The organism is Halomonas sp. BC2, assembly GCF_002078115.1.
In the GTDB taxonomy this organism is placed as follows: Bacteria; Pseudomonadota; Gammaproteobacteria; order Pseudomonadales; family Halomonadaceae; genus Vreelandella; species Vreelandella stevensii.
In genome coordinates, this window is the sequence record NZ_LFGT01000006.1 from 3256 (window position 1) to 11987 (window position 8732).

The 8732-nt window shown below is 59.1% G+C and carries 9 protein-coding genes and 1 pseudogene; 4 read left to right on the forward strand and 6 right to left on the reverse strand.

Annotation, left to right across the window (positions count from 1 at the left end):
- The first annotated feature begins 192 nt into the window (after positions 1 to 192).
- On the forward strand, positions 193 to 1260 hold the full coding sequence (rlmM, locus tag B7L71_RS05295; RefSeq protein WP_081136452.1) for a 23S rRNA (cytidine(2498)-2'-O)-methyltransferase RlmM: 1068 nt from the start codon (positions 193 to 195) through the stop codon (positions 1258 to 1260).
- A 30-nt stretch (positions 1261 to 1290) separates the two neighbouring features.
- Here rlmM and B7L71_RS05300 read toward each other — a convergent pair whose 3' ends face one another.
- On the reverse strand, positions 1291 to 1578 hold the full coding sequence (locus B7L71_RS05300) for an antibiotic biosynthesis monooxygenase family protein (protein WP_016914310.1): 288 nt from the start codon (positions 1576 to 1578) through the stop codon (positions 1291 to 1293).
- A gap of 28 nt (positions 1579 to 1606) precedes the next feature.
- Here B7L71_RS05300 and tusA point away from each other — a divergent pair, with 28 nt between their 5' ends.
- Entirely contained in the window at positions 1607 to 1858 is a 252-nt protein-coding gene (gene tusA, locus B7L71_RS05305; RefSeq protein WP_039179343.1) for a sulfurtransferase TusA, read from the forward strand.
- 60 nt (positions 1859 to 1918) lie between these two features.
- Here tusA and B7L71_RS05310 read toward each other — a convergent pair.
- The 3 genes and pseudogenes from B7L71_RS05310 to B7L71_RS05320 all read right to left on the reverse strand — a co-directional run bounded on the left by B7L71_RS05310 (position 1919) and on the right by B7L71_RS05320 (position 5174).
- A pseudogene (locus tag B7L71_RS05310) lies at positions 1919 to 2625 on the reverse strand (hypothetical protein).
- Between the two features lie 112 nt (positions 2626 to 2737).
- On the reverse strand, positions 2738 to 3751 hold the full coding sequence (locus B7L71_RS05315; RefSeq protein ID WP_081136454.1) for a DUF3080 family protein: 1014 nt from the start codon (positions 3749 to 3751) through the stop codon (positions 2738 to 2740).
- Positions 3752 to 3755: 4 nt separating this feature from the next.
- Positions 3756 to 5174 carry an MATE family efflux transporter gene (locus B7L71_RS05320; RefSeq protein WP_081136456.1) on the reverse strand — a complete coding sequence of 473 codons (1419 nt, stop codon included), beginning with the start codon at positions 5172 to 5174 and terminating at the stop codon, positions 3756 to 3758.
- 137 nt (positions 5175 to 5311) lie between these two features.
- Between B7L71_RS05320 and B7L71_RS05325 the strand changes: the two genes are divergently transcribed.
- Positions 5312 to 5893 (forward strand): elongation factor P hydroxylase, encoded by a 582-nt coding sequence (locus tag B7L71_RS05325; RefSeq protein ID WP_081136458.1) that lies wholly within the window; start codon positions 5312 to 5314, stop codon positions 5891 to 5893.
- Here the strand turns inward: B7L71_RS05325 and B7L71_RS05330 are convergent.
- Positions 5890 to 6369: a hypothetical protein gene (locus B7L71_RS05330; RefSeq protein WP_081136460.1), complete on the reverse strand. Its 480-nt coding sequence runs from the start codon at positions 6367 to 6369 to the stop codon at positions 5890 to 5892. The genes B7L71_RS05325 and B7L71_RS05330 overlap by 4 nt on opposite strands.
- 14 nt (positions 6370 to 6383) lie before the next feature.
- Positions 6384 to 7244 (reverse strand): TatD family hydrolase, encoded by an 861-nt coding sequence (locus B7L71_RS05335; RefSeq protein WP_081136462.1) that lies wholly within the window; start codon positions 7242 to 7244, stop codon positions 6384 to 6386.
- A gap of 256 nt (positions 7245 to 7500) precedes the next feature.
- Between B7L71_RS05335 and B7L71_RS05340 the strand changes: the two genes are divergently transcribed.
- On the forward strand, positions 7501 to 8732 hold a 1232-nt coding region (locus tag B7L71_RS05340; protein ID WP_081136464.1), incomplete at its 3' end, for an ABC transporter substrate-binding protein.

Below are 8732 nucleotides of genomic sequence, written 5' to 3' on the forward strand. Positions count from 1 at the left end.
AAGTAGAAAGCCCCGAGCACACCGTGTTCGGGGCTTTTTGCGTTTGGCACTTGCGCAAAACCTTCATGGCTCAGGCTGTGGGGGGGGTATGCGTTGATAGGCTGCCTTGGGGAGCCGTTGTTGCTTCGCTGCGATGTTATCATGTGTTTTCGAGAGGGCAGTGACGGCTCCATGTTTACAGAGAGGTGAAAGGTGAGTGACACGATACCCACGGCGTGGCTGGTCTATTGTCGACCCGGTTTCGAGGGCGATACGTTGGCGGAAATGCAGCACCATGCCAAACAGCAGGGGGTAAACTGCGAACCAGCCCATGGGGCCGGATGGGTTAGCTTGACGCGGCAGGATGGTGAGGCGATTAATGACCTGCACCGCCAGGCAGCTTTTCAGCATCTCATCTTTGCCAGGCAGAGTCTGGCAGCCCTGCCGCCCTTGGTGCTGTCCCGTGAGGATCGTCTGACCGCCATTCTCGATCAGGTCAAAGCCAGCCGTTGGAGCTTTGAAGAGATTTGGCACGAAACACCGGATACCAACGATGGCAAAGCGTTGTCGGGGTTGATCAAGGCGCTCACTCGCCCGCTGCAAAACACGCTGAAAAAGCACGGGGCGCTGCGCGGCAAGGCTGGCGAAAGGCGGCTGCATATTTTCTGGACTGACGGAGACCGTGTGCAGCTCGGCATGAGCTTCCCTGACAATCGTAGCGAACTGTTGAACGGAATCCGGCGGCTACGCTTTCCCTCCCGTGCGCCAAGCCGCTCGACGCTGAAGCTGGAAGAGGCCTGGCACGAATTCATTCCACGCGATCAGTGGGATACTCGCCTGGCGGAGCACATGCAGGCAGCCGACCTGGGGGCGGCGCCAGGAGGCTGGACATGGCAGTTGGTGCAGCGGGGCATGTACGTCTATGCCATCGATAACGGGCCCATGGACAAAGCTCTGATGGCGACTGGTCAGATCGACCACCTGCGTGAAGACGGCTTTACCTGGGAGCCGCCTCAGCGTCTGGATTGGCTGGTGTGCGACATCGTGGACAAGCCTGTACGGGTATTGGCCATGGTAGAGCGTTGGTTGACGCGTAAATGGTGTCGTGAGGCTATCTTCAACTTGAAGCTACCCATGAAGAAACGCTGGGATGAAGTGACGCGCTGCCTGACGACGCTGGAAGCCTCGTTGGCGTCAGCGGGGGTAAACGCTAAAATAAGTTGCCGTCACCTCTACCATGATCGGGAAGAGGTGACGGTGCATGTCAGGTTGCTACACTGAGAAGGTGTGCTTGACTGGCTGAACGCTCGCCTAGTACCCCGGCTCATAGATACGAATGGCCTCATCTTCGGTGAGAAGGGGCAGAATGCGCTGCATGGCCATGGCGCGCGCTTCGCTGGCGTGCCACTCTTTCCAGGCGCGCAGGTCACGCCATTTGGTGATCATCAGCCGACGGTCGGTGTGGCCGCGCTCTACCAGCGTTTCACCACCAACGAAGCCACGAATGCCCAATGATACGCGCATGGCTTCGCGTGCGGCCTGCTCGTATTCATCTTCCAGGCCGGGCATGATGCGTCGTTCAATGATGACTTTTATCATAGTGTCTGTTTCCTAACCGAGAGAGTCGATGACTGATCCTACACAAGCCCCCAGTGCTTTCGATGCCGAATTGGACACCACCGGGCTGTACTGCCCAGAGCCCATCATGCTGATGCACAATAAGGTGCGTGACATGGCGTCGGGCCAGGTGCTGAAGGTCGTGGCGACGGATCCTGCGACGACACGCGATGTCCCCAAGTTTTGCCAATTCCTGGGGCACGAGCTTATCGAGCAACAGGGCTCAGACGACCACTACGTCTACTTTATCCGTTTGGCGTGATACTGGGGAGCCCCGGCAAGGCATGCATAGACCATGGTGTAATGCCTTGCCGGGATGGCTTCAAGAGCGATCGTCGCTGTCGGAGATCACCATCATGGCCAATGCTTCCAGTGTGGCGGGGTCCTCTTCGAGGATACGATTAGCGATGTGGCGCTGGAAGAAATAGACGGTGTGATGGCGCGAGTGGGCGTCATACAGGCAGTTATCACCCAGCAGGATCGGCATCAGAGTGGCTTTTTGCTCGTCAGCCAGCAGCGCGTCGACGCTGCCGTCGCTGTACAGGCGCCATCCGTAGACCGGCTTCATGTGCCAAGGAGCATTGGGCCGGTTCATGCACAATGCATGGGTTCCCAGGGTATCGGGAAGCTGCTGGATCAGCGTCACTTCACCGGATGCCTCATACTCGAAATAGCCTGCAGCCGCGACCAGTTCGTCGTACTTGTGGTCGGGGGGGCATCGAAGATTTCATCGGTTTCGGGATCACGGTAACCGACGAAGCAACCGCTTTCCTCGCTGTCCAGCTCATGGCAGGCCGCCAGAGACTCCATCCAGGGTACCAGCCCGGTAATGCTGCCATCTTCTCTCAAGCCCCAGGCCAGAATGGGGAGACCATAGTAGGTGTCGGGACTCGCAGCGAGCTGGTAAACCATTTCCAGTCCGTCCAGCTCCGGAGCCAGACGAACGAGACATTTTCGCGCCTGCTGACGCTGACGCACGGTATCCAGGTCGATGACCTGGGCAGAGCGAGTTGACAGGGGTGAGCCCATGGTGTCCCTCCTTGTACTGCGTGGTCACGACATTGGCAGACAGTGATTTTCATCTGCCGCTACCTTCACCAATAGCACACCTTTTCTGGAAGGTTAAGCATGACGAGCATATTTAATGCTGTGTGCAGGGTGCCAGGGTAAGCGCCAACTGACGATGATGCGCCAGAGCCCGTTGAAACTGCTGCCAGGGGGCCTCCGGGTTCTGCATGTCGAGCCAGGCCTGCTGGTAGTCAGACACCGCTGGCGGTGGGCTGACGGCATGGGTATCGAAAAGGCTATTCACCGCCACCAGCCACTGCTCTGCGCGTTGCTCCAGTTGGTCTATCCAGTCAGGCAGAGCTTCTGACCAACAGCTGCTCCCTGCGTCTGGTTCGGCCTGGGCGATGGCCGCGTTGAGTTCGTTCAGGCGCTGCTCAGCCAGCAGCAAGGCGCGCAGCACTTCGGCAGTCAGCGGACGCTGCTGGAGCGTTTTGAGATGGTTTTCCAGGGTCGAGGAGTCGTGTTGCCAGGCTTGATTGAACTGCTGGGTAATCATCTGCTCAAGATAATCCAGTGCTGCCCGCTGTTCTGCCCAGACTTGATCGGGGAGTGTGTGCAGAGGATGACTGGCGCGAGCGAAACTCTTCTCCCACTCTTCCGAGGCAAAGATGGCGTTCCAGGTCGCAAAGGGCAGCTGCTCGGTTTTGAGCTGGGTCAGCTGTGCCAGGCGACGGGCGTCATCGTCACCCAGCCGTTCAGGAATATCGCTGTTCCAGCAGTGGTCCAGGCGTTGCCACAGCGTGCGCTCGTAGATCCATTGCTGGCTGGGCGGTGCGACACGGCCTAGCTGGTTGTTCCTGGCAGCAATCAGGGAGGTGATCTGGCACTCGCGTAACGCATAGATATTGAGCATGCCTTCGCGTATCTCCGGCAGCTCGATCACGCGCTGGCGTCGGTCGGGAAAGGCGCCTATGTTACGCGGTTGCTGGCGTTCAGGAGCGGAAATGCCGAGCTCCTCGGCAGCCGAGCGCTGGTAGGCCGCCCAGGCCTCGTCCGCGCTGTTGTCGCCGCAGCCAGCCAGCACCAGGCTGGCTGACACGACGACGGGCATCACGAGGCATGAGCGGTAGAAACTTGAAGGCCGCATGGGGTCACTCCCGTTGACTGATTCGATGTAATCGCCAAGCCAGCAAGATGGCCGCTGTCGTTAGCCCTGCAATCAGGCCGATCCAGTAGCCGTGTACCCCCAGCGGCTGTGACTCACCGCCCATGCCATAGGTTCCCAGCCAGTGACCGCCCCCCAGCCCGACGGTCCAGTAGGAAAGGACGGTGATCACCATGACGATGCGGGTATCCTTGTAGCCTCGCAGCGCGCCGGCCAGATTCACTTGCAGCGAGTCCGACAGCTGAAAGATGACCGCCAGAGCGATGATCGTGAGCGCCAGGGCCTGAATGTCGCTATTGGAGGTATACAGGCTGATGACCGGTGCGGCAGTGAACCAGAGCAGCGTGCTGTTGAACGCGGCGACGATCACGCTGATCACGACACCGTTCCAGGCAACCTTGCGGGCCAGGGAAAGGCGCTGCTGCCCCAGCGTATTACCGACACGCACTGTCAGTGCCATGCTCAGTGACATGGGCAGCATGAACAGGATCGAGGTATAGCTCAGCGCGATCTGGTGAGCCCCCACGGTCACTTCACCAAGGCTGGCAATGAACAGGGCGATCAGTGTGAACAGCGTCACCTCGACAAAAATCGCGACGCCGATGGGCACCCCGACCACGAGCAGCTCACGCACGCCCGACCACTGCGGCCAGGTGGCGCCATGCCACAAGGAAACGCTACGGTACACCGTGCCACGGCGTGTGTAGAGTGCCATGGCAATGGTCATGGTCCACATGGAGAAGGCCGTGGCAATGCCACAGCCAAAGGCGCCCAGCGCGGGTAGTTGCTGCAGCGTATCAGGCAGTGAGGCGCCGAACAGGCTGACCAGCCCATCCCCCCCGTAGATCAGTACATAGTTGCTGGGAATATTGACGGCCAGGCCAATCAGGCTGATCCACAAGGCTGGCCGGGTATGGTTCATGCCATCCGAAAACGCTCTCAATGCCTGAAATAGCGCGATGCCTGGCATGCCGAAGGCCACCGCGCTCAGGTAAGCAGCCGACTCGGTGGCCACTGCCGGTGGCACGTTCATCAGCTCGAAGATCGGCATGACGGCCGTACGCAGCAGCAGGGCGGCCAACAAGCCCAGCGCCAGGGCCACCCAGAGCGCCTGATGTACGGCGGGACGAATGGCGCCGTTGCGTTGCCCTCCCAACAGTTGAGCCACGATGGGCGTCAGCCCCATCAGCGTGCCGGTCATGAACAGCATCAGAGGCATCCACAGGCTGGAGCCTACCGACACCGCCGCCAGCGACGTGGCGTCATGTCGCCCGGTCATCATCACATCGACGACGCTCATGCCTGCCTGAGCAAGCTGCGCACCACAGATGGGCAGCGCCAGGGCCATGAGTGTGCGTGTTTCAGGCCAGTAAATTTTCTTGATATCGCTAGTGAAGCCGCCCAAGGTATGGTTCCTATTTAGCAAAGAGACCCAGGAAAAGGCGATAGAGTAGCAGGAGTCGCTATACCTTGCGCTCTCCTCTTTAGCCAAGGATGGGTCCCTCGTTATACTAGTGCAACGTTCATGAATGAGATAACGGTGTGACTGACCCGCAAGAGCGCTGGACGCTCGACGATATTACTGCGCTGTTTGATGGGGTGTTTGCAGACCACTATCAGACTCGGCTGATTCGCGGTGGCGATGAGCCGCTTTACCGCCCGATGAGTGAGCAAACGCCTTACCATCAGGTGATCTTTGCACGGGGCTATTTTGCCAGTGCGTTACATGAGATCAGCCACTGGTGCATCGCAGGCGCAAAACGCCGCCAGTGGGAAGATTATGGCTACTGGTATTACCCGGACGGGCGCACGGCGGAACAGCAACAGGCATTCGAACAGGCCGAAGTGGCCCCTCAGGCGTTGGAGCAACTGTTTACCCAGGCGTGTGGCCGTACGTTCCATGTCAGTGTGGACAATCTGGGCGGTGCGGGCGAGGTGGACCGGGAGGCTTTCGCAAGACGCGTGGCAGCGAGGGCCGAACGCTATCGGCAAGAGGGACTGCCCCTGCGCGCCAATGCGTTTCGGACGGCATTGGCACGCTACTATCAGCACCAGGACACGCTGGAGCAGGCGATTCGGCAGGGGCACCGCCTGCTGGACGATGCCTTTGTGAAGGAGGGTTAGTCAGCCTCGGACAACTGCTGATGCAGGGTCAGCATGACCTCGATTTCGTGCTCGGGGCGCATGGGTTCTAGGCCTAGGTCGTTGAAGGTATCGCTGCGCAGGCGATGCCATTCGCTCGCGCTGAGGGTTTCATACAGCACTTGTGCGGGCGCCAGCTCCACGAAAGGGTCCAGCCCGTAGGTGTCGAACAAGCGGGCCAGTGCGGCCTCATCCTCGCCGTTGTCGCTGGTGTACAGCGTGGCCGAGAAATGATCGTTCTCCAGCTCGCGGATCACATCCAGCGGGCTGACCCCCAGACTCTCCAGCTCTTCGATGCTGTAAGCCCCCATGACATTGCTGTCTTCGGTAATCCAGCTGTCATCCGGCTGGATCAAGGTCTGCTTGATGCGCCCATCGGGCAGTGACCATGCAATCGACAGCGGCAAGCCATTGTCTTCACCTATCTCTATGGCAATAAAACCGGGGTAGTCGGCCATGGTTGTCGTTCCTTCTAGGTATCCGTGTCGATACGGAAAAATTGCAGGGCGGTCCGGGTGGTCGCCGCCGCGAGTTCAGTGTCACTTACCTGATGCCAACGAGCAATCTCCTGCACGATCCAGGGCAGCAGGGCGGGTTCATGGCGTCTGCCTTTCAGCTTGGCGGGCAAATTACGGGGCAGCAAGTAAGGGCAGTCGGTTTCGACCATCAATCGATCCAGCGGGATCTCGCGCACCAGGTCACGCAGGTGATGCCCGCGCCGCTCGTCACAGATCCAGCCCGTCAAGCCGATGTGCAGGTCCAGCTCCAGATAGCCCCGCAGCGTTTCACGGTCTGCGGTAAAGCAGTGGATCACCGCGTGGCTGATGTCGTCGCGCCAGTGGTGCAGGATCTCACGCATGCGCTGGCCTGCATCACGCTCATGAAGAAACAGCGGTAGCCCGGATGCCGCCGCCAAGGCCAACTGCGCTTCAAAGGCGCGCTCCTGCTCCTGCGGTGTGGAAAAGTTGCGGTTGAAGTCGAGCCCGCACTCACCGACCGCGACCACCTCGGGCAGTGTATAGAGGTCGCCCAGCGCCTGCGCCACGTTTTCGCTCCAGCCGCTGGCATCATGGGGATGCACCCCCGCGGTGGCGTACAGCCCCGTAAACTGACGAGCCATCTCGACGGCCTGCCTGGCGTGGGCGACATCCGTTCCCGTGACGATCATTCTGGTCACGTTGGCGGCTCGGGCTCTGGCGATTACGTCGCTCAAGTCGCGCTGAAAGCTCTCATGGGTCAGGTTGGCGCCAATGTCGACCAGCGGTGTGCTGGGGCGAAACTGTAGCGCTTCAGGTAATGCGTCGTGTGCTTGCTGAGTCGCCAATGTGGTCATCTCTCCTGTGGGCCAGTGGCCCCATTGTAACGCTGGTGCCGCTTGGCTCGCCAACGCAAGCCGCCATGAACGTGGCAAGTAATCACACTGCAAATGGCATGAATTGCAAAAAAAACTGGCTCAATAGGTAAACAGTGCAGGCCTGTTTGCTCTTACCATGAAAATGAGTCACCGCCATGCCCGTGATTCAATGAGTGAAGGCGCAACGCCAGCGTTGTGATTTTCACCTCAATAACAACAATAGCGAGGTACCCTCATGCCGTTATCACGTCGTTTCACCCTGTCTGCGTTAGCCTCTGCGGTGGTTGCTGCAGGCTTCGTTCCGTTCGTTGCCGCCCATGAAGGGATTTCTGATAACGAAATCCGCATTGGCTATCTGGCCGATATGTCAGGCGTTTACCGCGATCCTATCGGTCCTCTGGGGCTCGATGCCATTCAGATGGCGATCGAGGATATTGGCGGCAGTGTCAACGGTGCGAATATCGTGGTGTTCAGTGCCGATGATCGTAATAGCCCTGACGTGGGCTCCAGCGTGGTGCGTGAATGGATCGATGAGCGCAACGTCGATATGGTCACGGGCCTGGTGGCATCATCGGTCACGTTGGCGGCTGTCAGTCTGCTGCAGGAGGCCGACAAGCTGGGGCTGGTGAATGGTGCCGTCTCCTCTGGCGTGACCAACGAACACTGCTCTACGAATCATATTCACTGGGTGTATGACACCTGGGCAATGTCGAACGGCACCGCCAAAGCCATTACCGAAGAAGGCTACAAAAATTGGTACTTGTTGAGTGCCGATTACTCTTTTGGTCATGCGTTGGAAGCAGATGTCGAGCGTGTGGTCACTGAAAACGGTGGCACCATCGTAGGGCGTGCGCGTCATCCATTCCCCAATAACGACTTTTCATCGTTCATGTTACAGGCGCAGGCCTCTGGTGCTGACGTCATTGCGTTGAATAACGCGGGCGGGGACACCATCAACGCGGTTCAGACGGCGGGGGAGTTTGGTATTACCCAGGCCGGGCAAATCCTGGCGGGAATGGTGCTGTTCAGTACCGATGTGCGCAGTATCGGGCTGGAAAATGCCCAAGGGCTGCAGTTCACCAAAGCCTGGTATTACGACTTGAACGAGGAAACCCGCGCCTGGGCAGAACGCTTCCGGGAGCGTACGGGCAGCATGCCTACCATGGTGCACGCTGGCCTCTACTCCAGCACTCGCCACTACTTGGACGCCATCGCTGCCACCGGGACAGACGATACCCAGACGGTGCGTCAGCAGATGGCCGACACGCCTATCAACGATATCTTTGCCCAGAACGGCTATATCCGTGAAGACGGCCGTATGGTCCACGACATGTACCTCGTGGAAGTCAAAACCCCGGCAGAGTCAGCAGATGAAGACGACTTGTTCCGGGTGGTCCGCACCATTCCTGCCGAGGAAGCGTTCCGGCCACTGTCTGAAAGCGTCTGCCCACTCGTAAACCCGCCTTA